The organism is Variovorax sp. J31P179, assembly GCF_030316985.1.
GTDB classification, from domain to species: domain Bacteria; phylum Pseudomonadota; class Gammaproteobacteria; order Burkholderiales; family Burkholderiaceae_C; genus Variovorax; species Variovorax ginsengisoli_B.
Map to the genome: position 1 here is coordinate 460,922 of NZ_JASZYL010000002.1, position 22,912 is coordinate 483,833.

A 22,912-nucleotide genomic window follows, 5' to 3' on the forward strand; every position below is an offset into this window, starting at 1 on the left:
AGGCGAACAAAGACACGTGGCATTGCAGCAGACAGTGGAACAAACCGTGGCCGGTCTCGGCTACGACCTGGTCGAGATCGAGCGCTCGGCCGGAGGACTGCTGCGCGTCACGATTGATTTGCCCTGGACCGGCCCCAACTCTGAAGCTGCCGCCGCCGGGGCGCCCGAGCCCTTCATCACGGTCGAGGATTGCGAAAAGGTCACGCGCCAGCTGCAGTTCGCGCTCGAGGTCGACGGCGCCGAGTACAAGCGGCTCGAGGTGTCATCGCCGGGCATCGATCGGCCTTTGCGCAACGAACAGGATTTCGAGCGCTTTGCCGGCGAGGTGATCGACATCACGCTGAAAGCCCCGATGGGCGCGGCGGCGGCGGGTCAGGTGTCCGCCAACCGCAAGAAATTTCGCGGCACGCTGGAGCGTGTCGCAGCCGCAGACGGTACGCCCGGATGGCAGATCGTCTGGAGCGAGGAGCCGGCGGCGAAGCCCGGCCAGAAGATCAGCAAGAAGCGCGTGCCTGCCCCCCTGCAGGCGCTCGGTTTTGCTTTGGACGAGTTGCGCGAAGCGCGGCTCGCCCCGATAGTGGATTTCAATGGGCGCAGGCCAAAACCCGGCACCGCGGTGTCGGACTGAATGAGGAGAGTGGTGGCATGAATCGCGAAATGTTGATGTTGGTGGATGCGATCTCGCGCGAGAAGAACGTCGAGCGCGACGTCGTCTTCGGCGCGGTCGAATCCGCCCTGGCGCAAGCCACCAAGAAGCTCTACCAGGGCGACGTGGACATTCGCGTCGCCGTCGACCGCGACAGCGGCGACTACGAGACCTTCCGCCGCTGGCATGTCGTTCCGGACGAAGCCGGCCTGCAGCTGCCCGACCAGGAAATCCTGCTGTTCGAAGCCAAGGAAGAGATGCCCGACATCGAGGTCGACGAATACATCGAAGAAGCGGTGGACTCGGTGCCGATCGGCCGCATCGGCGCCATGGCCGCCAAGCAGGTGATCCTGCAAAAGATCCGCGACGCCGAGCGCGAGATGCTGCTCAACGACTTCATGTCGCGCGGCGAGAGGATCTTCACCGGCACCGTCAAGCGCCTGGACAAGGGCGACATCATCGTGGAAGCGGGCCGGGTCGAAGGCCGGCTGCGCCGCAGCGAGATGATCGCCAAGGAAAACCTGCGCAACGGCGACCGCGTGCGGGCCATGATCATGGAGGTCGATCTCACGCTGCGCGGGGCGCCGATCATCCTGTCGCGCTCGGCGCCCGAGTTCATGATCGAGCTGTTCCGCCAGGAAGTGCCCGAGATCGAACAGGGCCTGCTCGAAATCAAGAGCTGCGCCCGCGACCCCGGTTCGCGCGCCAAGATCGCGGTGCTCTCGCACGACAAGCGGGTCGATCCGATCGGCACCTGCGTCGGCGTGCGCGGCACCCGGGTCAACGCGGTCACCAACGAGCTCGCCGGCGAGCGTGTCGACATCGTGCTGTGGAGCGAGGACCCGGCCCAGTTCGTGATCGGCGCCCTGGCGCCGGCCAATGTGTCGTCGATCGTGGTCGACGAAGAAAAGCATGCAATGGACGTGGTGGTCGACGAGGAAAACCTCGCGATCGCGATCGGCCGTGGCGGCCAGAACGTGAGGCTCGCCTCCGACCTGACCGGCTGGAAGATCAACATCATGGACGCCAACGAGTCGGCCCAGAAGCAGGCGACCGAAACCGATGCCAGCCGCAAGCTGTTCATGGAGAAGCTCGACGTCGACGAGGAAATCGCCGACATCCTGATCTCCGAAGGCTTCACCAGCCTCGAGGAAGTGGCCTACGTGCCGATCTCCGAGCTGCTCGAGATCGAGAGCTTCGACGAAGATACCATCAACGAGCTGCGTTCGCGCGCCAAGGATGCGTTGTTGACGGCGGAGATCGCCCGTGAAGAGGACGTCGAGAGCGTTTCGCAGGATCTGCGCGACCTCGCCGGCCTCGACCCGGCCCTGATTCCCAAATTGGCCGAGGCGGGTGTGCATACCCGTGACGACCTGGCCGACCTCGCGGTCGATGAACTCACCGAAATCACCGGCCAGAGCGCCGATGAGGCCAAGAACCTGATCTTGAAAGCCCGCGAACATTGGTTCGCCGGCCAAGAGTGACGGTCATGGAGGCACGAAACCAATATGTCCAGTACCACTGTCGCCGAGTTCGCGAACGAACTCAAGAAGACTCCCGAAACCTTGCTTGACCAGCTCAAGAGCGCAGGCGTGCCCAAGCAGGCCGTCACCGATGCGCTGAGCGAGGCCGACAAGCAGCGCCTTCTCGGCTTCCTGAAGGCCAGCCACGGCACGGTCGAGCCCGAGCGCAAGAAGATCACGCTGACCAAGAAGTCGACCAGCGAGATCAAGCAGGCCGACGCCACCGGCCGCGCCCGCACCATCCAGGTCGAGGTGCGCAAGAAGCGCACCTTCATCCAGCGCGATGAAGGTCATCCCGCCGTGTCCGAGGCAACCGCCGCGGCCGAGGCCGAGGCACCGGTCGCCGCCGCGCCCGCCGCGCCCCAGATCGACGAGGCCGAACTCGCCCGCCGCGAGGAGGACGCACGTCGCCAGGCCGAACTGATCCGCCGCCAGGAAGAAGAACTGGTCGAGAAGCGCCGCCTGCGCGAAGAAGCCGAAGCCCGCGAACGCGAGAAGGCCGAGCGCGCCGAGCAGGCCGAGCAGGCCGAGAAGGAGGCCAAGGCCGCCCGCAAGAAGGCCGCCGAAGCCGCGACCCCGGTGACCGAAGGCGCGCCCGAAGCGCCCGAGGAAGCCCCGGCCGTGACCGACCGTAAGGTCGCCGCCGAAGCCGCCGCGGCGCAAGCCAAGGACGATGCCAAGGCCAAGGCCGCCGCCGAATCGAAGGCCCGTGCCGACGAGGAAGCCGCCCGCGCCAAGGACCTCGACGAACGCCGCCGCAAGGCGCTGGCCGAAGCCGAAGCCATCCGCGCCATGATGAACGCGCCGGCCCGCGTGCTGGTGCCGCACAAGGCGCCCGAGAAGCCCGCGCCCGAAAAGGCGGCGGTCAAGGGCACGCTGCACAAGCCGACCGCACCGCCGGCGCGCCCCGGTGCGCCCGCTGCGCCTGGCGCCGCGGCCGCCCCCGGCGCCGGCAAGGAAGTCAAGTCGGCCAAGCTCTCGTCGAGCTGGGCTGGCGACACGGCCAAGAAGAAGGAAATCAAGACCCGCGGCGATGCCAGCGGGGGCGTCGGCCGCGGCAACTGGCGCGGAGGCCCGCGTGGGCGTCGTGGCAACGACCGTGGCGGCCACGAGGAGCGCATGCCGGCGGCACCGGTCGAGGCGCGCGTGCTCGAAGTGCACGTGCCCGAGACCATCACGGTGGCGGAGCTCGCGCACAAGATGGCTGTCAAGGCGTCGGAAGTCATCAAGCAACTGATGAAGCTCGGCCAGATGGCGACCATCAACCAGTCGCTCGACCAGGACACCGCGATGATCATCGTGGAAGACATGGGCCACACGGCCGTGGTCGCCGCGCTGGACGATCCGGAAGCCTTCACCGACGACGACGTCTCGGCAACGCAGGCCGAAGCCTTGCCGCGCGCACCGGTCGTGACCGTCATGGGCCACGTCGACCACGGCAAGACCTCGCTGCTGGACTACATCCGCCGCGCCAAGGTCGCTGCGGGCGAAGCCGGCGGCATCACGCAGCACATCGGGGCGTACCACGTCCAGACCGCTCGCGGCATGGTGTCCTTCCTGGACACCCCGGGCCACGAGGCGTTCACCGCCATGCGGGCCCGCGGTGCGCAGGCCACCGACATCGTGATCCTGGTGGTGGCGGCCGACGACGGCGTCATGCCGCAGACCAAGGAAGCCATCAAGCACGCGAAGGCGGCGGGTGTGCCGATCGTGGTCGCGATCAACAAGATCGACAAGCCTGATGCCAACCTCGACCGCGTCAAGCAGGAACTGGTGGCTGAAGAAGTCGTGCCCGAAGAGTACGGCGGCGACGTCCCGTTCGTGCCGGTCTCGGCCAAGACGGGGCAGGGCGTCGACGACCTGCTCGAACAAGTGCTGCTGCAGGCCGAAGTGCTGGAACTCAAGGCGCCGGTCGATGCCGCCGCCAAGGGCCTGGTCATCGAAGCCCAGCTCGACAAGGGCCGTGGCCCGGTGGCGACCGTGCTGGTCCAGTCCGGCACGCTCAAGACCGGCGACGTGGTGCTGGCCGGCTCGACCTATGGCCGCGTGCGCGCCATGATCGACGAGGACGGCAAGACCATCAAGTCCGCGGGTCCGTCGATCCCGGTCGAGATCCAGGGCCTGACCGAAGTGCCGCAAGCGGGCGACGAGTTCATGGTGATGGCCGACGAGCGCCGGGCGCGCGAGATCGCCACCTACCGTGCCGGCAAGTTCCGCAACACCAAGTTGGCGAAGGCCCAGGCGGCGAACCTGCAGAACATGTTCACCGACCTCTCGGCCGGCGAAGTCCAGACGCTGCGGATCATCATCAAGGCCGACGTCCAGGGCTCGCAGGAAGCACTGGCGCAGTCGCTGCTCAAGCTGGCGACCGAGGAAGTCAAGGTGCAGATGGTGTACGCCGGGGTCGGCGGCATCAGCGAAAGCGACATCAACCTCGCGATCGCCTCGAAGGCCATCGTGATCGGCTTCAACGTGCGGGCCGATGCCGGTGCGCGCAAGCTGGCCGAGAGCAACGGCGTGCAACTGCACTACTACAGCATCATCTACGACGCTGTGGACGACATCAAGGTCGCCATGTCCGGCATGCTGGCTCCCGAGCGGCGCGAAGAGATCATCGGCTCGGCCGAGATCCGCACCGTGTTCGTGGCCTCCAAGATCGGTACGGTCGCGGGTTGTATGGTCACCGCCGGCTCGGTCAACCGCAGCGCGCATTTCCGCCTGCTGCGCGACAACGTGGTGATCTATACCGGCGAAGTCGACTCGATCAAGCGCCTCAAGGACGACGTCCGCGAAGTCCGCGAAGGCTTCGAGTGCGGTATCAAGCTCAAGAACTACAACGACATCAAAGAAGGTGATCAGCTGGAGTTCTTCGAGATCAAGGAAATCGCCCGGACGCTGTAAGCGACCGAAGCGACCCCCGCCATGCCCAAACGCAAAGCCGCAGCCCCGAACCGCGCCTTCAAGGTCGCCGACCAGATCCAGCGCGATCTGACGGAATTGATCGCGCGCGAACTCAAGGACCCGCGGGTGGGCATGGTCACGATCCAGGCGGTCGAGGTCACGCCCGACTACGCGCATGCGAAGGTCTTCTTCAGCCTGCTCGTGGGCGATCCGGTCGAGACCACCGAAGCCTTGAACCAGGCCGCGGGCTTCCTGCGCAACGGCCTGTTCAAGCGCCTGCACATCCACACCGTGCCGACCCTGCATTTCCAGTTCGACCGCACCACCGAGCGTGCGGCCGACATGAATGCGCTGATCGCGCAGGCCGTCGCTTCTCGCTCGAAAGACGACTGAAGATGAACGCGCCACGCACAAGGGTGCAGCGGCGCCCTGTGCATGGGGTGTTGCTGCTCGACAAACCGCTGGGTCTCTCCAGCAACCAGGCCTTGCAGAAGGCCAAGTGGTTGCTGCGCGCCGAAAAAGCCGGCCACACCGGCACGCTCGATCCGCTCGCGACCGGCGTGCTGCCGTTGTGCTTCGGCTCGGCCACCAAGTTCAGCCAGCTCCACCTCGACGCCGACAAGACCTATGAGGCGAGCGCCCGCCTGGGCGTGAAGACCGCCACCGGCGATGCCGAGGGCGATGTGATCGCCGAACGGCCGGTGGCCGTCGCCGCCGACGACCTGGCGCGCGTGCAGTCGCAGTTCACCGGCCCGATCCGCCAGGTGCCGCCGATGCACAGCGCGCTCAAGAAGGACGGCCGCGCGCTCTACGAATACGCCCGCGAGGGCATCGAGGTCGAGCGCGCGCCGCGCGACGTCGTGATCTACAGGCTCGCGCTGGCGGCGCTCTCGGACATCGACATCCGCATCGAGGCGTCCGTCAGCAAGGGCACCTACATCCGGACGCTCGGCGAGGACATCGGCGAGGCCCTCGGCTGCGGCGCCCACCTCACTTCGCTGCGCCGCACCGCCACCGGCGGCTTCGATGTCTCCCAGTGCATCACGCTCGAGGCCCTCGAAGCCATGAACGAGGACGAGCGGCTGGCCTGCCTGCTGCCGACCGAAGCGCTGGTGGCCGATCACACGCGCGTCACGCTCGGCGCCGAAGATGCCGGGCGCTTCCTTTCCGGCCTGCGCCGGCGCGGCCCCTGGTCCGACGCGCCCGCCGTGGCGGTGTTCGGCAACGAGCCCGAGGCCTTCCTTGGCACGGCCCACGTGAAGGCCGGCGAACTGATACCGGGGCGGCTGCTGAGCCCCATCGAAATCCAGCAGACATTACTTTTGACCGAAGCGACACCATGACCCAACAGATTCGCAACATCGCCATCATCGCCCACGTGGACCATGGCAAGACCACCATGGTCGACCAGCTGCTGCGCCAGTCCGGCACCTTCGCCGAGCACGAGAAGGTGGTCGACACCGTGATGGACAACAACGCGATCGAAAAAGAGCGCGGCATCACGATCCTGGCCAAGAACTGCGCCGTGACCTGGGAAGGCACGCACATCAACATCGTCGACACCCCCGGCCACGCGGACTTCGGCGGCGAGGTCGAGCGTGCGCTGAGCATGGTGGACGGTGTGGTGCTGCTGATCGACGCCCAGGAAGGCCCGATGCCCCAGACCCGCTTCGTGACCAAGAAGGCGCTGGCCCTGGGCCTGAAGCCGATCCTGGTGGTGAACAAGGTCGACAAGCCGGGCGCGCGTCCCGACTACGTGGTGAACGCGGCCTTCGACCTGTTCGACAAGCTCGGCGCAACCGACGAGCAGCTCGACTTCCCGGTGGTCTATGCCTCGGGCATCAACGGCTGGTCGTCGCTCGAAGAAGGCGGCCAGGGCGAGCAGTGGGGCCCCGACATGTCGGCCCTGTTCAACACCATCCTGAAGCACGTGCCGGCCCAGAAGGGCGACCCGAAGGCGCCGCTGCAGCTGCAGATCTCGGCGCTCGACTTCTCGACCTTCGTCGGCCGCATCGGCGTCGGCCGCATCAGCCAGGGCACCATCAAGCCCATGATGGACGTGGTCGTCATGGAAGGCCCGGACGGCAAGACCGTCAAGGGCCGCGTCAACCAGGTGCTGACCTTCCAGGGCCTGGAGCGCGTGCAGGCCACCGAGGCCGGCCCGGGCGAGATCGTGCTGATCAACGGCATCTCCGACATCGGCATCGGCGTCACCGTGACCGACCCGACGAACCCGGCGCCGCTGCCGATGCTCAAGGTCGACGAGCCGACCCTGACCATGAACTTCTGCGTCAACACCAGTCCGCTGGCCGGCCGCGAAGGCAAGTACGTCACCAGCCGCCAGATCTGGGACCGCCTGCAAAAGGAACTGCAGCACAACGTGGCGTTGCGCGTGAGCGAGACCGACGAGGAAGGCATCTTCGAAGTGATGGGCCGCGGTGAACTGCACCTGACCATCCTGCTGGAGAACATGCGCCGCGAGGGCTTCGAAATGGCCGTGTCCAAGCCGCGCGTGGTGTTCCGCGAGATCAACGGCGAGAAGCACGAGCCGATCGAGCTCGTCACGGCCGACATCGAGGACCAGCACCAGGGCGGCGTGATGCAGGCGCTGGGCGAGCGCAAGGGCGAACTCGTCAACATGGAACCGGACGGCCGCGGCCGCGTGCGCCTCGAGTACCGGATTCCGGCGCGCGGCCTGATCGGCTTCACCAACGAATTCCTGAACCTGACGCGCGGCTCGGGCCTGATCTCGAACATCTTCGACCGCTACGAACCCTTCAAGGGCGAGATCGGCAGCCGCAAGAACGGCGTGCTGATCTCGATGGACGACGGCGAGATCTTCACCTACGCGCTGGGCAAGCTGGACGACCGCGGCCGCATGTTCGTGCGTGCCAACGATCCGGTGTACGAAGGCATGATCGTCGGCATCCACAGCCGCGACAACGACCTGGTGGTCAACGCCACGCGCACCAAGCAGCTGACCAACTTCCGTGTCTCGGGCAAGGAAGACGCGATCAAGATCACGCCCCCGATCGAGCTCACGCTCGAATACGGCGTCGAGTTCATCGAGGACGACGAACTGGTCGAGATCACGCCCAAGAGCGTGCGCCTGCGCAAGCGCTACCTGAAGGAACACGAGCGCAAGCGCGCTTCGCGCGAGTAAGCGCCACAAGGCCATGAGCGGACGTGGTCTGACCCACGGGCGTGCCGTCTGGCTGATGGTCTGCGTCACCTTGATGTGGGCCACGGCCGGAGTCGTCACGCGGCATCTGGAGCACGCGCGCAGCTTCGAGGTGACGTTCTGGCGCAGCTTCTTCACGCTGGTTTCGCTGGTCGTGATCCTGCCGCTCTGGCAGGGCCGCGCGGTGTTCGCGAAGCTTCGCCAGGGCGGGCGCGAACTGTGGATCTCCGGCGTTTGCTGGAGCGTGATGTTCACGGCCTTCATGGTCGCGCTCACCCTGACCAGCGTCGCCAACGTGCTGGTCACAATGGCGCTCAGTCCATTGCTGACGGCGCTCGGCGCCCGGATCTTCATCGGCCACAAGCTGCCGGCGCGGACCTGGGCGGCGATCGTGGTGGCGGGCCTCGGCATCGGCTGGATGTACGGCACCCAGCTCGGCGAAGGTCAACTGCTCGGCACCCTGGTGGCGCTCTGCGTGCCGCTGGCCGGCGCCTGCAACTGGACCGTGGTCCAGCATGCGCATGCCAAGGGGCACGACATCGACCTGGTGCCGGCCGTGCTGATCGGGGCCGCGATCTCCACGCTGGTCACGCTGCCGCTGGCCTGGCCGTTCCAGGCCAATGCGCACGACCTCGGACTGCTGGCCTTCCTGGGCCTGTTCCAGCTGGCGATTCCCTGCGTTCTCTCGGTGTTGTGCGCGCGCGTGCTGAAGGCGCCCGAAGTGGCGCTGCTGGCGCTGCTCGAAGTGATCTTCGGCATCGCGCTGGCCTGGATCGGCGCCGGCGAGGAGCCCGAGCCGAGCGTGCTGACGGGCGGCGCGCTGGTCATCGGCGCCCTGGTCTTCAACGAACTGCTGGGTCTGAGGGAGCGGCGGGACGCCTCGCGCCAGGCGCTGACTGCGGCGCGCTGAGGCGCGCAAAAAAATGCCGGCGTCCAGCGCCGGCATTCTTCATCGACACGCCGTTCAGGCGCGTCTTCGGCCTCAGGGCCGGGCCACCTTCCAGACGCCGTTGAAGCCGTCGCCGGTCTTGTCGCCGGTCTTGGTGTCCTTCGACCAGTAGTACAGCGGCGCGCCCTTGTAGGCCCATTGCTTGGTGCCGTCCTCGCGCGTGATGATGGTGTAGGCACCCATCGGCTTGGCCGTGTCGGCCACCTTGAGTGCCGGCCAGGCGGTGATGCAGGGGCCGTTGCAGGCGGACTTGCCGCTGCCGACGACGTCGCGGTCGAAGGTGTAGAGCGTCATGCCGGTGGGGCCGATCAGCACGCCGTCGGCGGTGCGGGTCGGAGTGTCCGGCGCCTTGCTGGACATGCTGCCGCAACCGGCGAGCAGGGCAGCGGCAAGAATCGAGGCGCTGAGCAGTTTCATGAAGTTTTCTCCTTCGGTTAAAAAAATCGGAATGCAGCCCGGACAGTCTAGCCGCCGGTACTTTCGAGTTGACGGTACACGGCGGTCGCCAGGGCCAGCAAGGCATCGCGCGGAAGCGCGCCCGCCAGAGCGTAGCCGAAGCCGCGATCGACCCAGTAGAAGCTCGGCACCGGGCCCTCGGTGGCGAAGCTGAAGGCGGTTTCGTCCGACCCCGACGCCGCAGCGCCGTCGAGGCTGCCGAGGTACAGCGTCACGCGTTCGCCGCCGGCACCTTCGAACATGAACTGTGCCCTGGGCCCCTGGCTGCCCGGCAGCAGGCGGCCGCCGACGAGCGTGTAGCCCTGGGCCGACAGATCGGGCAGTCTCAAGGGCCGTTCGAGCCGTTTGGAGAGCCACTGGAGCAGGTGCTGCTGCTCGGCCGCGGCGACCTCCACCGGATGCCGCTTCTCGGGGGCGTAGACCGCATGCGCGACCGTTGCCGCGTGCACGAACTCCCGCGCGGCCGGAACGGCGCGGGCCATCCGCGCGCTGCTGCCGGTGGCGCGCAGCCACTGCGAATTGGCGATCCAGCCGGCGCCGAAGGCGATCAGCACGGCAGCCGCCATGCCGCCCCAGCGCAGCCAAGTGGCGTCGGCGCGGCGCGGCCCGCCCCCGGCGCCCGCCGCCGCCAGCAGGGTCGCGGGCACGGGCTCGTCGAGCACCTCGCGATGCAGTTGGCGCAGGGCGTCGCGCTGGGCCAGCCAGGCGTTCGGATCGTCGTCGTCGAGGGGCGGAGGCGGGGTGTTCATGGCGGGCAGCCGGTTACTTGAGGCGGCGCAGGGCCGTGCGGCCGGCGACCGGTGGCGCCTCGTCCATCAGGGCCTGCAGGCGGGTACGCGCCCGCGACAGGCGCGACATCACGGTGCCGGCCGGGATGCCGAGGACCTTCGCCACCTGGGCGTAGGACAGGTCCTCGAGCGCGACCAGCAGCAGCACCGCGCGCTGGTCTTCGGGCAGCAGCAGCAGGCAGCGCTGCAGGTCGATCGCTTGGTCGCGTTGCCCGTCAGGCGCGCGCAGTTCATGCGCGGCGTCGTCGATGTCGACCATGGCGCGCTGCGGCGCGCGCCGCATCTGGCTGGCGAACTGGTTGTGCATGATCGTGAACAGCCAGGCCCGCAGGTCGGTCCCCAGGCTCCAGAGCCGCCATTTGCCGCAGGCGCGCTCCAGCGTGTCCTGCACCAGGTCGTCGGCCGCCCAGGCGTCGCCGGTCAGCGCGCGGGCGTAGCGCCGCAGGCTCGGTATGTGGGGGACGAGGGCGCGTGGATCCATGTCGGGTGTACCTGATGCACGAACGCCGCCGGGCCGCCGTTTATTCCACCGGCCGCGAAAAAAAATTCTTCGTCAACGGCTGCGGCTCTTCATGGCGCGCTCGACCTCGCGCTTGCCTTCTCGGTCCTTGATGGTGTCGCGCTTGTCGTGCTCGGCCTTCCCCTTGGCCAGGGCGATCTCGCACTTGACCTTGCCGGCCTTCCAGTGGAGGTTGAGCGGCACCAGCGTATAGCCCTTCTGCTCGACCTTTCCGATCAGGCGGCGGATCTGCTCCTTGTGCAGCAGCAGCTTCTTGGTGCGCACCGAGTCGGGGTTGATGTGGGTCGAGGCCGACTTGAGCGGATTGATCTGGCAGCCGATCACGTAGAGCTCGCCTTCGCGGATCACGACGTAGCCGTCGGTCAGCTGCACCTTGCCTTCGCGCAGGGACTTGACCTCCCAGCCTTCGAGCACCATGCCGGCCTCGAAGCGCTCTTCGAAGAAGTAGTTGTACGCGGCCTTCTTGTTGTCGGCGATGCGGGAGGAGGGGTCTTGCTTCTTTTTGGTGGCCATGGTGTTTCAGGTGAGGGCTGCATGGCTTCAATACAATCCGTCGCGCACGCTGTGCCGATTCTATGAAAACAGTCCACAAGTCCGTTCTGATCTGGTACAGCGCCGAAGAGATGTACGCGCTCGTCACCGACGTGGCGAAGTATCCCGAGTTCCTGCCGTGGTGCGACCGCTCCAAGGTCATCGAGCACAGCGAGCTCGGCATGACGGCCGAGGTCGGCCTGGCGTTCAGCGGCTTTCACCACAGCTTCACCACCCGAAACACCCACGTGCCGGGCCGCGAGGTGCACCTGAAGCTGGTCGACGGCCCGTTCTCCAACCTCGATGGCGTCTGGACCTTCACGCCGGTCGGCGAGGAGGGCGAACGCGCCTGCCGGGTCGAGCTCAACCTGAGCTACGGCTTCAGCAACTTCGCGCTGCAGGCGCTGGTCGGCCCGGTGTTCGACAAGGTCGCCTCGAACCTGGTGGAGGCTTTCGTGAAGCGCGCCGAGCAGGTCTACGGGGACGTGTGATGCCGCGGGTCACTGTGGCCTGTTCGCCGGCAGCGCGCGAGGTTTTCGAGCAGGTCCTCGATGTCGCGCCGGGCGCGACCGTGCGCGATGCCGTCATGGCCAGCGGCCTGGCGCAGGCGCTGCCCGGTCTCGACTGGGCCTCGCTGTCGCCGGGCATCTGGGGCCGCGCGGTGGCATGGGAGCAGGCCGTGCGCGACCTCGACCGGGTCGAGCTGTGCCGCCCGCTCACGGTCGACCCCAAGGTCGCGCGCCGCGAGCGCTTTCGCCAGCAGGGCGCGCGCGGCACCGGGCTGTTCGCGAACCGACGCAAGGGCGGCAAGGCCGGGTACTGAAGCGGCCGCCGCGGGCGGCACTCGCTACTTGCAGTCGGCGGCGATGACGGAATCGAGGCGTTTCTGCTCGTTCGCGCGCGCCTCGTCGTCCATGATGATGCGCTCGCCCTGGGCATTGACGCGGGCGACGCGGATGCCGCTGTCCATGGTCGCCTTGCCCTGGCGCGCCCGGTTGCAGTTTTCGGCCTTCGCCTGGGCGATCTTCTGCGCCTCGGCGGCTTGCTTGGCTTTCTCGGCTTCCTCGGCCTTGCGGGCCTTCTCTTCGAGCTCCTTGTCGACACCGGCGCCCTTGGCCGGTACAGCCGGGACAGGTGCAGGGGCGGCCGGCGGCGAGGCCGCCGCAGTGTCGGTCGCGTCGCCCGCTGCCGGCGGCGCGCTGAAGTTCAGCCGCTTGGGCGGCGGGCTGGGCCGGCGCAGGATGTTCTTTTCGGGGATGTCCGGTGGCGGCGCCTGGTCGCTGAAGACCTTCTTGTTGTCCTTGTCGAGCCATTGCCATTGGGCGTGCGCACCCAGGGGCAACAGGAAAACCGACCCGATGACGAGCAACTGCGCGAGCTTCATGCGCCAAGTTTAGCGCCGCCTTACGTTTTGCAACGTGCTCGCTGGCGTATTTGCAACGCTCGCGCGGCATTTTGGCCGCACCCGGAGCGTCGGGGAACCGGAAGCGGCATGTCCCTTTGCCTGCCCGGACGCCGAGCCATCGTTACAATCCGTCTTTTGGAGCTTCACCCATGCGCCTTCTCGGCAAAGCGCTCACCTTCGACGACGTGTTGCTGGTGCCAGCGTTCTCCCAGGTCCTTCCCAAGGACACCTCCCTCGCCACCCGGCTCTCCCGCAACATCACGCTCAACCTGCCGCTCGTGTCGGCAGCGATGGACACCGTGACCGAAGCACGCCTCGCGATCGCCATCGCACAGGAAGGCGGCATCGGCATCGTCCACAAGAACCTCACGCCGACCGAGCAGGCGGCGCAGGTGGCCAAGGTGAAGCGCTACGAATCCGGCGTGCTGCGCGACCCGGTCGTGATCACCCCCACCCACACCGTGCGGCAGGTGATGGCGCTGTCCGACCAATTGGGCATCTCGGGCTTCCCGGTCTGCGACGCCGGAAAGGTGGTCGGCATCGTCACCGGGCGCGACCTGCGATTCGAGAGCCGCTACGACGTTCCGGTCAGCGAGATCATGACCCGGCGCGACCGGCTCATCACGGTGCCCGACGGCACCACGCTGGCCGATGCCAAGGCGCTCCTCAACAAGCACAAGCTCGAGCGACTGCTGGTCATCAACGAGGCCTGGGAGCTCAAGGGCCTGATCACCGTCAAGGACATCACCAAGCAGACCAGCTTCCCGAACGCGGCGCGCGACGGCAGCGGCCGGCTGCGTGTGGGCGCGGCGGTGGGCGTGGGCGAGGGCACCGAGGAGCGCGTCGAGGCGCTGGTCAGGGCCGGCGTCGATGCCATCGTGGTCGACACCGCGCACGGCCACAGCGCCGGCGTCATCGAGCGCGTGCGCTGGGTCAAGCAGAACTATCCGCAGGTCGACGTCATCGGCGGCAACATCGCCACCGGCGACGCCGCCCGGGCGCTGGCCGATGCCGGCGCCGACGCGGTCAAGGTCGGCATCGGCCCCGGCTCGATCTGCACCACCCGCATCGTGGCCGGCGTGGGCGTGCCGCAGATCATGGCAATCGACAACGTCGCCACCGCACTGCAGGGCACGGGCGTGCCGCTGATCGCCGACGGCGGCGTGCGCTATTCGGGTGACATCGCCAAGGCGATCGCGGCCGGCGCCAGCACCGTGATGATGGGCGGCATGTTCGCCGGCACCGAAGAGGCGCCGGGCGAGATCGTGCTGTTCCAGGGCCGCAGCTACAAGAGCTACCGCGGCATGGGCTCGATCGGCGCGATGCAGCAGGGCAGCGCCGACCGCTACTTCCAGGAATCGAGCACCGGCAATCCGAATGCCGACAAGCTGGTGCCCGAAGGCATCGAGGGCCGCGTGCCGTACAAGGGCTCGATGGTCTCGATCGTCTACCAGATGTCCGGCGGCCTGCGCGCCAGCATGGGCTACTGCGGCTGCGCCACGATCGACGACATGAAGAACAAGGCGGAGTTCGTCGAGATCACCACGGCGGGCATTCGCGAGAGCCATGTGCACGACGTGCAGATCACCAAGGAAGCCCCGAACTACAGGGCCGAATGAGGCTAATCTGGCCCGAATCTGAAAATCGGGCCAGATCGCGCTAGAATTCGGGCCAGATTATTTTTTCTGGCCCCAATGCAATCCCTCGGTATCTCCGAAGCCAAGAACAACTTCTCGGCCCTGATCGACCTGGTCGAGAAGGGCGAGGAAGTGCGCATCACGCGCCACGGCAAGGAAGTCGTGCGCATGCTGCCGGTGCGGCGCAAGCCGGTCATCACCGACGAGCAGATCGCCCGCGAACTGGGGCAGATCGATGCGCTGCACGCCACCATCAAGCCTGGCACCGCGGTCCGGGCCCTGCGCGATGAAGGGCGACAGTCATGACGGCCTTCGTCATGGACGCATCGGTCACCGCGGCCTGGCTGCTGCCCGACCAGGCCAGCGAACACACCCGCAAGCTCTACGCCGCGATCCGCCGCGACGAGGTCGAGCCGCAGGCGCCCAATGCCTGGCAGTGGGAGTGCGCCAACATCCTCGCCAACGGCGTGCGCAGCGGACGCATCCCGTCGTCGGCGGTCGAAGGGCTGTGGAGCGTCCTCGACGCCATCCGGCACCGCGTCGAGCTCCATGACCTGGCGCCGGCCCAGCACAAGGCGGTGCTCGCCGTGGCCATCGACGCCGGTGTCTCGCAATACGACGCGGGCTATCTCTGGCTGGCCCGATCGCTCGACCTTCCGCTCGCCACCTTCGACCCGCAACTTATCCAGGCGGCGCCGCAAGCGGGTGTCCGCCTCTTCGACATTTCAATGCTCTGAGTCATCGCCATGCAACACGACAAGATCCTCATCCTCGATTTCGGCTCGCAAGTCACCCAGCTGATCGCGCGCCGCGTGCGCGAGGCGCATGTGTTCTCTGAAGTCCATCCCTGCGACGTGACCGACGAATGGGTGCGCGAGTTCGCCAAGGACGGCACGCTGAAGGGCGTGATCCTCTCGGGCAGCCATGCGAGTGTGTACGAGGAGACCACCGACAAGGCGCCGCAGGCGGTGTTCGAGCTCGGCGTGCCGGTGCTCGGCATCTGCTACGGCATGCAGACCATGGCGCACCAGCTGGGCGGCAAGGTCGAGGGCGGCCACAAGCGCGAGTTCGGCTTCGCGGCGGTGCGTGCGCGCGGCCACACCGAGCTGCTGCGCGACATTGCCGACTTCACGACCGAGGACGGGCACGGCATGCTCAACGTCTGGATGAGCCACGGCGACAAGGTCACCGAATTGCCGCCTGGCTTCAAGCTGATGGCGTCGACCGAGAGCTGCCCGATCGCCGGCATGGCCGACGAGGCGCGGCACTTCTATGCGGTGCAGTTCCACCCCGAAGTCACGCACACGCAGCAGGGCAAGGCGATCCTCGACCGCTTCGTGGTCGACATCTGCGCGGCGCGGCGCGACTGGGTGATGCGCGACCACATTGCCGAGGCGGTGGAGTCGATCCGCCAGCAGGTGGGCGACGAGGAGGTGATCCTCGGCCTCTCGGGCGGCGTCGATTCGTCGGTGGCCGCGGCGCTGATCCATCGCGCCATCGGCGACCAGCTGACTTGCGTCTTCGTCGACCACGGCCTGCTGCGGCTGAACGAGGGCGACATGGTGATGGACATGTTCGTCGGCCAGCTGCATGCCAAGGTGATCCGCGTCGATGCCAGCGAGCTGTTCCTCGGCAAGCTGGCCGGCGTGAGCGACCCCGAAGCCAAGCGCAAGATCATCGGCGGCGAATTCGTCACGGTGTTCAAGCAGGAGGCGGCCAAGCTCACGAGCGCGGGCGCCAAGGGCGCGAAATGGCTGGCGCAGGGCACCATCTATCCGGACGTGATCGAGTCGGGCGGCGCCAAGAGCAAGAAGGCCGTGACGATCAAGAGCCACCACAACGTCGGCGGCTTGCCCGAGCAATTGGGCCTGAAGCTGCTGGAGCCGCTGCGCGACCTGTTCAAGGACGAGGTCCGCGAGCTCGGCGTGGCACTCGGCCTGCCGCCCGGCATGGTGTACCGCCATCCGTTCCCGGGCCCGGGCCTGGGCGTGCGCATCCTCGGCGAGGTCAAGAAGGAATACGCCGACCTGCTGCGCCGCGCCGACGCGATCTTCATCGAGGAACTGCACAACTTCATCGACCCGGCGAGCGGCAAGAGCTGGTACGACCTCACGAGCCAGGCCTTCACGGTGTTCCTGCCGGTGAAGAGCGTCGGCGTGATGGGCGACGGCCGCACCTACGACTACGTGGTGGCGCTGCGCGCGGTGCAGACCAGCGACTTCATGACCGCCGACTGGGCCGAGCTGCCCTACGCGCTGCTGAAGAAGGTGTCGGGGCGAATCATCAACGAGGTGCGTGGGATCAACCGCGTGACCTACGACGTGAGCAGCAAGCCGCCGGCGACGATCGAGTGGGAGTGAGTTTCGACGCTGGGCGGGCCGATGGACAGCCTGTTCTTCGCCCTTCAGCCGGAGCCCGCAGCCGCTGGCCGGGCCGTCGAATTGGCCGAGGGCCTGCGCGCCGCCCATGACCTGAAGGCGCAGGCGACCGACGCGCAGCGGCTGCATGTCACGCTGCATCACCTGGGCGCGCTGCGGCAAGAAACCCTGGCCCGCGCGCTGCGTGCCGCCGCGACCCTGGACTGCCCGGCATTCGAAGTTCGCTTCGACATGGCCACGAGCTTCAAGTCCGGCGCGAAGAAGCGCCCGCTCGTCCTGCTCAACCGGGAAGCACTGCAACCGCTGCAGGATTTCCGGTCCACCCTGGGGGTTGCACTGTCCCTGCACGGGGTGGATGTCGACACTGGAAGCTTCACCCCGCACCTCACGCTACTTCGCGACGCGCGTGCAGTGCCTGAGCAGCCGGTGGGGCCCGTGGCCTGGAAGGCCCGCGAATTCGTCCTGCTCCAGAGCCTCGTCGGCCAGGGGCGGTATGTGGTGCTCGGGCGCTGGCCCTTGAACGGTTGAAGATCGCGGCCGCTCAGCACTCCACCACATTCACCGCCAGCCCCCCCAGCGACGTCTCCTTGTACTTCGACTTCATGTCCTCGCCGGTCTGCATCATGGTCTTGATGACGGCGTCGAGCGACACGCAGTGGCTGCCGTCGCCGCGCAGCGCAAGCCGCGCCGCATTGATGGCCTTGACCGCGCCCATGGCGTTGCGTTCGATGCACGGGATCTGCACCAGTCCGCCGACCGGGTCGCAGGTCAGGCCCAGGTTGTGCTCCATGCCGATCTCGGCCGCGTTCTCGACTTGCGCCGGCGTGCCGCCGAGCACGGCCGCCAGTGCCCCGGCGGCCATCGAACAGGCGACACCGACTTCGCCCTGACAGCCGACTTCGGCACCCGAGATCGACGCGTTGGCCTTGTAGAGCATGCCGATTGCGGCCGCGGTGAGCAGGAAGTCGACCACGCCATCGTCCGAGGCGCCGGGGCAGAACTTCCGGTAGTAGTGCAGCACCGCGGGAATCACGCCCGCCGCGCCGTTGGTCGGCGCCGTGACCACGCGGCCGCCGGCGGCGTTTTCCTCGTTGACCGCCATCGCGAAGGCATTGACCCAGTCCATCGCGGCCAGCGGGTCGGCGCCAGCGGCACCCGCATCGCGCGCCAGCAGCTCCCGGTACAGCTGCGGGGCACGGCGGCGGATGTTGAGGTTGCCGGGCAGGCGCTCGGAAGCGCTGGCGTTGTCGATGCCGAGGCCGCGCCGCACGCACTGCTGCATGACCTCCCAGATGCGCAGGACACCGGCGCGGACCTCGCCCGGGGCGCGCCAGGCGCCTTCGTTGTCCAGCATGAGCCGCGCCACGCTCAGGCCATGCTGGCTGGCGCGCGAGATGAGCTCGTCGCCGGTGCGGAAGGGATGGGGCCATGCGAGGCCGGCCGAGGTATCGGCTGGCGCCGCGGCAACCCCGCCTTCGACCACGAAGCCGCCGCCGACCGAGAAATAGCAGCGGTCGGCCAGCACCGAGCCCGCGGCATCGAGCGCCACCATCCGCATGCCGTTGGGATGCTCGGCCAGCGATTCGTGGCCGACGAACGCGATGTCGCGGCCCGCTTCGAAGCCGATCGGATGGCGGCCCAGCAGGGCCAGCTGGCCGCTGCGGCGCAGGGCATCGAGCCGCGGCCGGACGCTGGCCGGGTCGACGCTGTCGGGCGCCTCGCCCATCAGGCCGAGCATCGCGCCCACGTCCGTCGCATGGCCGTGCCCGGTCGCACCGAGCGAGCCGTAGAGCCGGACCCGCACGCCGGCCGTCGCCGCCAGCAGCCCTTCGGCATCGAGCGCGCGGGCGAACATCAGCGCTGCCCGCATCGGCCCGACGGTGTGCGAACTCGACGGACCGATGCCGACCTTGAAGATGTCGAAGACAGACAGCATCAGCGCACTATGCGGCCGAAAGCTGCCGCTTGACCAGTGCCACCCAGTAGGCGGCGCCGAGCGGCAGGATCCGGTCGTTGAAGTCGTAGTAGGGGTTGTGGATCGGCGGATCGTCCGGCCCCTCGCCGGCGCCGATGCCGATGTAGGCGCCAGGCCGCTTCTGCAGCATGAAGGCGAAGTCTTCCGAACCCATCGCCGGCTTGATGTCGGTGTGGACCTGCGCCTCGCCAACCAAGCTGGCGGCGGCGGCGGCGGCGGCCGCGGTCTCGGCGGCCGTGTTGACCACGCCGGGGTAGCCGCGCATGTACCTGAGCGCCACCTCGGCGCCGTGGGTCTGGGCCATGCCGGCGCAGATCTGTCCCATGGCGGCCTCGAGCCTGTCCTGGATCGCGGCGTCGAGCGTGCGCGCCGTGCCGCGCAGCACCACGCTCTCGGGCACCACGTTCCAGGTGTCGCCGCCGTGGATCTGGGTCACGCTGACCACCGCCGAGTCGGTGGCGGCGACGCGCCGGCTCACGATGGTCTGCAGGGCGTTGACCAGCTGCGCCGAGATCATCACCGGGTCGATCCCGGTCTCGGGCATCGCGCCGTGGCACCCCTTGCCGGTGATCACGATCTCGAAGGTGTCGAGGAGGGCGGTCATGGTGCCGGTGCGAATGCCGAACTGCCCGCGCGGCATGCCGGGAAAGTTGTGCATGCCGTAGACCGCGTCGGCCGGGAACTGCTCGAACAGGCCTTCGTCGACCATCCGGCGGCCGCCGCCTTCGTTCTCCTCGGCCGGCTGGAAGACGAAGTGCACCGTGCCCTTGAAGGGCTTGTGCCGCGCCAGGTGGTCGGCCGCGCCGAGCAGCATCGCGGTGTGGCCGTCGTGGCCGCAGCCGTGCATCTTGCCCACGCAGGTGGACTTGTGGGCGCGCTCGCCGAGCTCGGTCATGTTGAGCGCGTCGAGGTCCGCGCGCAGCGCGATGCTGGGGCCATCGCCGTTCGTGAGCGTGCCGACCACGCCGGTGCCGGCCAGCCCGCGGTGCACCGGGATGCCCATCAGCATCAGGGCATTGGCCACCACGTTGGCGGTGCGGTGCTCCTCGAAGGCGGTCTCGGGGTTGGCGTGGATGTCGTGGCGCCAGGCCAGCATGCGCTGGCAGGTGTCTTCGGCAATCTCGGTTTCGCGGTACATGGGCGTTTCGTCTCGATGGGGTCAGTGGAAGAATTCGGCGATCAGGGTCGCGCCGAGGAAGGTGCCGGCGGTGGCGGTCAGCGAGACCACCACGATGCGCCAGCCGAGCTGGCGGAACATCGGCAGGTCCTTGGCGACCGAGAAGCCGGCGAGTGCCAGCACCGGCGTGGTGAAGGCCAGAAAGTTGAGCTTGGCCGTGACCGCGATCAGCGCATCCGAAAACGGCAGCAGCCCCGGAATGCCGGCCACTGTGGCGACCAGCGAGAGCACCAGCACCATCGGCATCTTCGGCAGCAGGCGCTTGACCAGCCCGACCACCGCCACCACGGCGATGACGGCGAGCATCCCGGCCAGCGACTGCAGCACCGGCACCTTGAACGACAGCAGGTTGCCGATCATGACGCCGCCGGTCATCACGACCCAGGCGACCAAGGTGTCGGCGAAGCGCATGTCGGGGGCGGCGACGCCGGCCATGCCGGAGAGCGCCGCGGTGTCGGCCTGCGGCCGTTTCGAGAAGCGGCCCAGCACCGGCTCCAGCTTGCCGTAGAGCCAGACGCACACCGGCAGCGAGAGGAACAGCGTGAAGTAGAAGCCGACCACGGTGGTCAGCAGGTTGGAGGCGGCAGCGATGGCGGTGAGCTGCTTGACCATCTCGGGCGGCTGCTGGGCGCTGATGGCACCGATCGCCGCCGCCATCAGGCTGCCCGAGCCGACGCCCGCGCCCATGGCGAGCGAGCGCGGATCGAAGATGTGCAGGCTGGTGACGAAGCCGGCCAGCACCGCGATGAAGAGGGCGCCGAGCACGGTCCCGGTGATGTATTCGGCCAGCACGCCGCGGCCTTCGGCCGAGGCCATGCCGTACTTTTCTCCGATGATCGCCAGGTTGCCCTCGCGGCCCACCGAGAAGGTCGCGCCCACCGCCTCGCGCTTGATGCCCAGCAGCAGGGCCAGCGGCAGGCCCAGCGCCAGAGTGCCGAAGGCATGGCCGAATTCCTGGAACACCAGGGCCCAGCCGGCCTCGCGCACATAGGGCAGGGCGGCGCCGACCGTCAGGCCGAGCTTGACGATGAACAACAGCAGGCCGGCGTTGAGCAGGCCGCCGGCATAGGCCTGGAGGCCGGTGTCGATGCGCGCCATCGACGGCGTGCGGCGCGCGGCGATGCCCCAGGCCGCCGCCAGCAGCAGGGCCCAAAGCATCGGCAGCAGCACCACCTTGCCCGGGCCGAGCTTGAACTGCGCGGAGCCGATGAGCTCGGCGACCGCGACCACGATCAGGGCCACGGCAACGAGCTTGAGTTTGCCCGGGACGGAGGTGCCCGACGGTTCGGACGCGAGCGCAGCGGTGGCGGAGGTCATGGAATTCGAGTGGCTGGAGTGGATGCCCGGCAAGTCTCAGAGAAAGAAGCCGTTGCATCAATGACTAAAATCCAGGATCTTTGTTGCATTGAATGCAACACTCACCGGATCCGACCATGGACGACAAGCTCGACACGCGGCGTTTGCGCTACTTCATGCAGGTGCTGGAAAGCGGCTCGGTGCGCGGCGCGGCCGAGGTGCTCGACATGGACCCCTCGGCCGTCAGCCGGGCCGTGAGCCTGCTCGAGAAGGAATGCGGCACGGTGCTGCTCGAGCGCCGCGGGCGCGGCGTGGCGCCGACCGATGCCGGCGAGCTGCTCTCGGTCTACCTGCGCCGCCAGGAGAGCCAGAAGCAGCACCTTCTGGCCCAGATGGACGCCATCCGAAAGGTCGAGCGCGGCCACATCGACATCGTCGCCGGGGAGGGCTACATCGACTGGCTGATGCGCAACAGCCTGCAGGCCTTCATGCGCTCGCATCCGGCGATCACGGTCTCGCTCGAAGTCGGCAGCAGCGACGAGATCGTGCGCCGGGTGGTCGACGAGCGGGCCCACATCGGGCTCTTGTTCCAGCCGCCCAGGGACGAGCGGCTGCGCTCGCACCATTCGCACCCGCAGCCGATCCAGGCGCTGGTGCTCGAGACCCATCCGCTGGCGCGCCTGGGCCGGCCGCTCCGGCTGGCCGACCTGCTGCCGTACCCGGGGGCCACGCTGCAGCGCAGCTTCGGGGTGCGGCAGCACATCGAGGCGGCCGAGATCGGCGAAGGCGTGCGGCTGCCGACCCTGCTGACGACCACTTCGTTCAGCGCGCTGGGCTACTTCGTCGTCGCCGGCCTGGGCTATGCGCTGAGCACCCGCATGTCGCTGCCGCCGCACCTCGACACGGCCGCGGTGGTCGAACTGCCGATGCGCAATCCGCTGCTGCACCAGGGCCGCTCGCACGTGATCTCGCGCCACGGCCGGATGCTGGCGCCGGCCGCGACCGAACTGCTGCGGCTCATCGTGGACGACATGGTCCGCACGATGGGCGCGGCCACCCGCGAAGCGCAGCCCGGTCAGGGCTGAGGCACGTACTTGTTGCCGGCCGCCTTGTAGCGGGCGATCGCCGCCTGCAGGTCTTCGAGTTCCTCGCAGGGCACGGTGCAGATCTTGGTCAGTCTGGCCTGCCGCTCCTCGGCCCGCGGCAGGTCGCCCAGGATCAGGAACAGCTCACCCGAGTATTCGAGCGCGCCCCGGTGCATCGGGTCGATCCGCAGAGCGGCGTCGTAATAGCGTCCGGCGGCCGCATAGTCGGGGTTGGGGCCCTTGCGCACGCTGTAGCCCATCAGGTTGTTCCAGTCGGCACTGCGGGTGTCCTTGACGCGCTCGAGTTCGGCGATCGCCGCCGGCCAGTTCTTGGCGGCGATCTGCGAGCGGGCGCCGGCCAGCTGCAAGGTCGGTGGCGCCGAGAAAGTGTCGGCCGCCTGCGCAGCCTGCATGGCCATCGCGGCCAGCACCGCTCCGCATGCGGAAGCAAGGGGCTTGTTCAT

General features: G+C 67.9%; 24 protein-coding genes. 15 read left to right on the forward strand and 9 right to left on the reverse strand.

The features are described from left to right. Window positions 1-16: 16 nt before the first annotated feature. From rimP to QTI17_RS06585, 7 genes are read left to right on the forward strand one after another with little or no spacing between them, the layout of a single operon-like run. Window positions 17-628, forward strand: a complete 612-nt coding sequence (gene rimP / locus QTI17_RS06555; RefSeq protein WP_286531827.1) for a ribosome maturation factor RimP — start codon at window positions 17-19, stop codon at window positions 626-628. Between the two features lie 17 nt (window positions 629-645). Beyond that, a complete protein-coding gene (nusA, locus tag QTI17_RS06560; protein ID WP_286531828.1) occupies window positions 646-2,130 on the forward strand; it encodes a transcription termination factor NusA in 1,485 nt (494 codons plus the stop codon). A 24-nt stretch (window positions 2,131-2,154) separates the two neighbouring features. Then, the gene (gene infB / locus QTI17_RS06565; protein WP_286529046.1) at window positions 2,155-5,070 is read left to right on the forward strand and encodes a translation initiation factor IF-2; all 2,916 of its coding nucleotides are present in this window, start codon (window positions 2,155-2,157) and stop codon (window positions 5,068-5,070) included. Between the two features lie 21 nt (window positions 5,071-5,091). Beyond that, on the forward strand, window positions 5,092-5,463 hold the full coding sequence (gene rbfA / locus QTI17_RS06570; protein ID WP_093107543.1) for a 30S ribosome-binding factor RbfA: 372 nt from the start codon (window positions 5,092-5,094) through the stop codon (window positions 5,461-5,463). Window positions 5,464-5,465: 2 nt separating this feature from the next. Further along, window positions 5,466-6,413 (forward strand): tRNA pseudouridine(55) synthase TruB, encoded by a 948-nt coding sequence (gene truB, locus QTI17_RS06575; protein WP_286531829.1) that lies wholly within the window; start codon window positions 5,466-5,468, stop codon window positions 6,411-6,413. Beyond that, window positions 6,410-8,233, forward strand: coding sequence for a translational GTPase TypA (gene typA, locus QTI17_RS06580; protein WP_286531830.1), 1,824 nt, complete (start codon window positions 6,410-6,412; stop codon window positions 8,231-8,233). Before truB ends, typA begins: the two co-directional genes overlap by 4 nt. Window positions 8,234-8,246: 13 nt before the next feature. Next, complete coding sequence (locus tag QTI17_RS06585) at window positions 8,247-9,161, forward strand: DMT family transporter (protein WP_286531831.1); 915 nt, start codon at window positions 8,247-8,249, stop codon at window positions 9,159-9,161. A gap of 72 nt (window positions 9,162-9,233) precedes the next feature. Here QTI17_RS06585 and QTI17_RS06590 read toward each other — a convergent pair whose 3' ends face one another. From QTI17_RS06590 to smpB, 4 genes are all read right to left on the reverse strand, one after another. Next, window positions 9,234-9,617, reverse strand: a complete 384-nt coding sequence (locus tag QTI17_RS06590) for a COG4315 family predicted lipoprotein (protein WP_286531832.1) — start codon at window positions 9,615-9,617, stop codon at window positions 9,234-9,236. A gap of 47 nt (window positions 9,618-9,664) precedes the next feature. After that, on the reverse strand, window positions 9,665-10,405 hold the full coding sequence (locus QTI17_RS06595) for an anti-sigma factor family protein (protein WP_286531833.1): 741 nt from the start codon (window positions 10,403-10,405) through the stop codon (window positions 9,665-9,667). 13 nt (window positions 10,406-10,418) lie between these two features. Continuing rightward, on the reverse strand, window positions 10,419-10,925 hold the full coding sequence (locus QTI17_RS06600) for an RNA polymerase sigma factor (RefSeq protein ID WP_286531834.1): 507 nt from the start codon (window positions 10,923-10,925) through the stop codon (window positions 10,419-10,421). Window positions 10,926-10,997: 72 nt separating this feature from the next. Beyond that, window positions 10,998-11,477 (reverse strand): SsrA-binding protein SmpB, encoded by a 480-nt coding sequence (gene smpB, locus QTI17_RS06605; protein WP_286504454.1) that lies wholly within the window; start codon window positions 11,475-11,477, stop codon window positions 10,998-11,000. A gap of 62 nt (window positions 11,478-11,539) precedes the next feature. Between smpB and QTI17_RS06610 the strand changes: the two genes are divergently transcribed. Together QTI17_RS06610 and QTI17_RS06615 are read left to right on the forward strand one after the other, a co-directional pair. Further along, window positions 11,540-11,986, forward strand: coding sequence for a type II toxin-antitoxin system RatA family toxin (locus QTI17_RS06610; protein WP_286531835.1), 447 nt, complete (start codon window positions 11,540-11,542; stop codon window positions 11,984-11,986). Further along, the gene (locus QTI17_RS06615; RefSeq protein WP_286531836.1) at window positions 11,986-12,318 is read left to right on the forward strand and encodes an RnfH family protein; all 333 of its coding nucleotides are present in this window, start codon (window positions 11,986-11,988) and stop codon (window positions 12,316-12,318) included. Before QTI17_RS06610 ends, QTI17_RS06615 begins: the two co-directional genes overlap by 1 nt. Window positions 12,319-12,342: 24 nt before the next feature. Here QTI17_RS06615 and QTI17_RS06620 read toward each other — a convergent pair whose 3' ends face one another. Next, window positions 12,343-12,879, reverse strand: a complete 537-nt coding sequence (locus tag QTI17_RS06620) for a DUF4124 domain-containing protein (protein ID WP_286531837.1) — start codon at window positions 12,877-12,879, stop codon at window positions 12,343-12,345. Window positions 12,880-13,049: 170 nt separating this feature from the next. Here QTI17_RS06620 and guaB point away from each other — a divergent pair, with 170 nt between their 5' ends. The 5 genes from guaB (at window position 13,050) to thpR (ending at window position 17,443) form a co-directional block, all read left to right on the forward strand. Continuing rightward, on the forward strand, window positions 13,050-14,519 hold the full coding sequence (gene guaB / locus QTI17_RS06625) for an IMP dehydrogenase (protein WP_286529019.1): 1,470 nt from the start codon (window positions 13,050-13,052) through the stop codon (window positions 14,517-14,519). A 75-nt stretch (window positions 14,520-14,594) separates the two neighbouring features. Further along, window positions 14,595-14,843, forward strand: coding sequence for a type II toxin-antitoxin system Phd/YefM family antitoxin (locus QTI17_RS06630; RefSeq protein ID WP_286531838.1), 249 nt, complete (start codon window positions 14,595-14,597; stop codon window positions 14,841-14,843). Further along, window positions 14,840-15,274 carry a type II toxin-antitoxin system VapC family toxin gene (locus QTI17_RS06635; protein ID WP_286531839.1) on the forward strand — a complete coding sequence of 145 codons (435 nt, stop codon included), beginning with the start codon at window positions 14,840-14,842 and terminating at the stop codon, window positions 15,272-15,274. The genes QTI17_RS06630 and QTI17_RS06635 overlap by 4 nt, the downstream gene beginning before the upstream one ends. 9 nt (window positions 15,275-15,283) lie before the next feature. Further along, entirely contained in the window at window positions 15,284-16,897 is a 1,614-nt protein-coding gene (guaA, locus tag QTI17_RS06640) for a glutamine-hydrolyzing GMP synthase (protein ID WP_286531840.1), read from the forward strand. Between the two features lie 21 nt (window positions 16,898-16,918). Continuing rightward, entirely contained in the window at window positions 16,919-17,443 is a 525-nt protein-coding gene (gene thpR, locus QTI17_RS06645; protein ID WP_286531841.1) for an RNA 2',3'-cyclic phosphodiesterase, read from the forward strand. 13 nt (window positions 17,444-17,456) lie between these two features. Here thpR and QTI17_RS06650 read toward each other — a convergent pair whose 3' ends face one another. Genes QTI17_RS06650 through QTI17_RS06660 form a run of 3 tightly spaced genes read right to left on the reverse strand, consistent with a single transcriptional unit; the run spans window position 17,457 to window position 21,384 of the window. Continuing rightward, window positions 17,457-18,854 carry an L-serine ammonia-lyase gene (locus tag QTI17_RS06650; RefSeq protein ID WP_286532157.1) on the reverse strand — a complete coding sequence of 466 codons (1,398 nt, stop codon included), beginning with the start codon at window positions 18,852-18,854 and terminating at the stop codon, window positions 17,457-17,459. Window positions 18,855-18,858: 4 nt separating this feature from the next. Then, window positions 18,859-20,028, reverse strand: coding sequence for a M20 aminoacylase family protein (locus QTI17_RS06655; protein WP_286531842.1), 1,170 nt, complete (start codon window positions 20,026-20,028; stop codon window positions 18,859-18,861). 21 nt (window positions 20,029-20,049) lie between these two features. Next, a complete protein-coding gene (locus QTI17_RS06660) occupies window positions 20,050-21,384 on the reverse strand; it encodes a DUF3100 domain-containing protein (RefSeq protein ID WP_286531843.1) in 1,335 nt (444 codons plus the stop codon). 116 nt (window positions 21,385-21,500) lie between these two features. On the opposite strand from QTI17_RS06660, the gene QTI17_RS06665 reads away from it, so the two are divergent. After that, window positions 21,501-22,448 carry a LysR family transcriptional regulator gene (locus QTI17_RS06665; protein ID WP_286531844.1) on the forward strand — a complete coding sequence of 316 codons (948 nt, stop codon included), beginning with the start codon at window positions 21,501-21,503 and terminating at the stop codon, window positions 22,446-22,448. Here QTI17_RS06665 and QTI17_RS06670 read toward each other — a convergent pair. After that, the gene (locus tag QTI17_RS06670; protein WP_286531845.1) at window positions 22,439-22,912 is read right to left on the reverse strand and encodes a tetratricopeptide repeat protein; all 474 of its coding nucleotides are present in this window, start codon (window positions 22,910-22,912) and stop codon (window positions 22,439-22,441) included. The genes QTI17_RS06665 and QTI17_RS06670 overlap by 10 nt on opposite strands.

Coding starts and splice junctions, on each gene's coding strand:
- nusA (WP_286531828.1), top strand. CDS start 646: ATGAATCGCGAAATGTTGATGTTGGTGGATGCGATCTCGCGCGAGAAG.
- infB (WP_286529046.1), top strand. CDS start 2,155: ATGTCCAGTACCACTGTCGCCGAGTTCGCGAACGAACTCAAGAAGACT.
- rbfA (WP_093107543.1), top strand. CDS start 5,092: ATGCCCAAACGCAAAGCCGCAGCCCCGAACCGCGCCTTCAAGGTCGCC.
- truB (WP_286531829.1), top strand. CDS start 5,466: ATGAACGCGCCACGCACAAGGGTGCAGCGGCGCCCTGTGCATGGGGTG.
- typA (WP_286531830.1), top strand. CDS start 6,410: ATGACCCAACAGATTCGCAACATCGCCATCATCGCCCACGTGGACCAT.
- QTI17_RS06585 (WP_286531831.1), top strand. CDS start 8,247: ATGAGCGGACGTGGTCTGACCCACGGGCGTGCCGTCTGGCTGATGGTC.
- QTI17_RS06590 (WP_286531832.1), bottom strand. CDS start 9,617: ATGAAACTGCTCAGCGCCTCGATTCTTGCCGCTGCCCTGCTCGCCGGT.
- QTI17_RS06595 (WP_286531833.1), bottom strand. CDS start 10,405: ATGAACACCCCGCCTCCGCCCCTCGACGACGACGATCCGAACGCCTGG.
- QTI17_RS06600 (WP_286531834.1), bottom strand. CDS start 10,925: ATGGATCCACGCGCCCTCGTCCCCCACATACCGAGCCTGCGGCGCTAC.
- smpB (WP_286504454.1), bottom strand. CDS start 11,477: ATGGCCACCAAAAAGAAGCAAGACCCCTCCTCCCGCATCGCCGACAAC.
- QTI17_RS06610 (WP_286531835.1), top strand. CDS start 11,540: ATGAAAACAGTCCACAAGTCCGTTCTGATCTGGTACAGCGCCGAAGAG.
- QTI17_RS06615 (WP_286531836.1), top strand. CDS start 11,986: ATGCCGCGGGTCACTGTGGCCTGTTCGCCGGCAGCGCGCGAGGTTTTC.
- QTI17_RS06620 (WP_286531837.1), bottom strand. CDS start 12,879: ATGAAGCTCGCGCAGTTGCTCGTCATCGGGTCGGTTTTCCTGTTGCCC.
- guaB (WP_286529019.1), top strand. CDS start 13,050: ATGCGCCTTCTCGGCAAAGCGCTCACCTTCGACGACGTGTTGCTGGTG.
- QTI17_RS06630 (WP_286531838.1), top strand. CDS start 14,595: ATGCAATCCCTCGGTATCTCCGAAGCCAAGAACAACTTCTCGGCCCTG.
- QTI17_RS06635 (WP_286531839.1), top strand. CDS start 14,840: ATGACGGCCTTCGTCATGGACGCATCGGTCACCGCGGCCTGGCTGCTG.
- guaA (WP_286531840.1), top strand. CDS start 15,284: ATGCAACACGACAAGATCCTCATCCTCGATTTCGGCTCGCAAGTCACC.
- thpR (WP_286531841.1), top strand. CDS start 16,919: ATGGACAGCCTGTTCTTCGCCCTTCAGCCGGAGCCCGCAGCCGCTGGC.
- QTI17_RS06655 (WP_286531842.1), bottom strand. CDS start 20,028: ATGTACCGCGAAACCGAGATTGCCGAAGACACCTGCCAGCGCATGCTG.
- QTI17_RS06660 (WP_286531843.1), bottom strand. CDS start 21,384: ATGACCTCCGCCACCGCTGCGCTCGCGTCCGAACCGTCGGGCACCTCC.
- QTI17_RS06665 (WP_286531844.1), top strand. CDS start 21,501: ATGGACGACAAGCTCGACACGCGGCGTTTGCGCTACTTCATGCAGGTG.
- QTI17_RS06670 (WP_286531845.1), bottom strand. CDS start 22,912: ATGAACAAGCCCCTTGCTTCCGCATGCGGAGCGGTGCTGGCCGCGATG.